At 66.3% G+C, this 1,808-nt stretch carries 1 protein-coding gene; it reads right to left on the bottom strand.

What is annotated here, in order from left to right; all coding sequences use genetic code 11:
• On the bottom strand, positions 1 to 1,808 hold a 1,808-nt coding region (locus C8D90_RS21900; RefSeq protein ID WP_115460560.1), incomplete at both ends, for an Ig-like domain-containing protein.

The raw sequence follows: 1,808 nt of genomic DNA on the forward strand, positions 1-1,808 counted from the left end.
TTGCTGGTGCCGGTAATGGTTAAGGTCTGGCCGTGCTCCGTCGCGTTGATGATATTGTCGCCGGCAATCGTGTCGATGGTCAGCGACGGGGCCGTGGTATCCACCACGATGTCCTGTGCAGCCGACGCCGTGTTGCCCGCCTGGTTGACCACGCTTACCTGTACCTGGTCTGCGCCTTCGCGCAGTCCGGCCATATCGGCGGCAGGAACCGTGACACTCCAGGTGCCGTCTGCCTGAACCACCGCGTCATAGCTGTGGCCGGCGAACACCACCTTCACCACCTGGCCGGCTTCCACGTTCTGCGTGGCGCCGTTGAGCACCAGGTCGGCGCCCTTCTCGGCGGCGTTAATAACGTTGTCCAGCGCCACGGTGTCGATGGACACCGCCACGTCGCTCAGGTCGACCTTCACCACGTGGCCGATATCGCTGGCGTTGCCGCTGGCATTGGCCGCTTCCGCGGTGATGGTCAGCGGACCAGCCGGCCAGGCAGAGACATCCGCCGCCGGGACGCCCACGCTCCAGGTGCCGTCGGCCATTACCGTGGCCTGATAGCTGACGCCGTTAATGGTCACCGTGACCACGTTGCCCGCCGGCACGTCGCTGCTGGTGCCGCTGATCACCAGCGCCTGCTGGTGTTCAATGGCGTTGACGATATCGTCGCCCGCCACCGTGTCGATACGCAGGCCCGGCAGGCCGGCGTCGATGGTGAAGTCGCGGCTGCTCTCGCCGGTGTTGCCATGGCCGTTGGTCACGCTGACGTTCACCGTGATGCTGCCGTTGCCCAGCGCTGTCAGCACATCGCTGCCGACATTGATGCTCCAGGTGCCGTCCGCATTCACCGTGGTGGTGTAGGTCTGACCGCCCAGAACAATAGTGACAATGTCGTCCGGCGCCGCGCCGCTGACCTTACCGCTCAGCGTCTGCCCGCTGTTGACTTCCGCCAGGTTCAGCACGTCGTCGCTGGTCACCGGGTTGATGGTGATGACCGGCAGGACGGTGTCGACCAGCAGCCCTGCGCTGCCCGTCACGCCATTGCCCGCGCCGTCGGTGGCGTTGGCCGTTACCATGTAGTTCGCTTCGCCCAGCCCGTTGAGGTCCAGCACCGGTACGCTGACGCTCCAGTTGCCGCTGGCGTCTACCGTGGTCTCATAGTTTTTGCCGTTCAGCGTCACGGTCACCGTGGTGCCTGCCGTCAGGCCGTTGCTGCCCCCGCCGATCACCAGCGGCTCGCCGCGCTCGATGGCGTTCAGTACGTTGTCACCGGCCAGGTCGTTGAAGCTCAGGGTCGGCGCGGTCAGCGCCACGTCCACGCTGTGGGTGGCATCGCCGACGTTGCCGGCCTTGTCGGTAACGCTCGCCGTGATGGTGTGGCTGCCTTCGGTCAACGCGCCCACGTCTGCCGCCGGCACGCCCACGCTCCAGTTGCCCGCCGCATCCAGCGTGGTGGTGTAATTTTTGCCGTTCAGCGTCACGGTCACCGTGTCGCCCGCCGCCGCCCCGGCGCAGCTCCCGTTGATGATCAGCGCCTGACCGTGTTCCGCCAGGTTGATGATGTCATCGCCCGTGATGTTGTCATTGATGGTTACCGCCGGGCGCGTGGCGTCAACCAGCACGGTCTGACCGGCGTCGGACGGGTTGCCCGCCTTGTCGCTGACGTTCGCCGTGATGGTGTGGGTACCGTCCGCCAGACCGCTGGCGTCCACGCCCGCCACGCTCCAGGTGCCGTCGGCGTTCACCGTGGTGGTGTAGTCGGCGCCGTTCACGCTCACCGTCACCGTCTGCCCCGCTTCCGCGTTGCTGGTGCCGGT

It is taken from the genome of Enterobacillus tribolii (assembly GCF_003363015.1).
In the GTDB taxonomy this organism is placed as follows: domain Bacteria; phylum Pseudomonadota; class Gammaproteobacteria; order Enterobacterales; family Enterobacteriaceae; genus Enterobacillus; species Enterobacillus tribolii.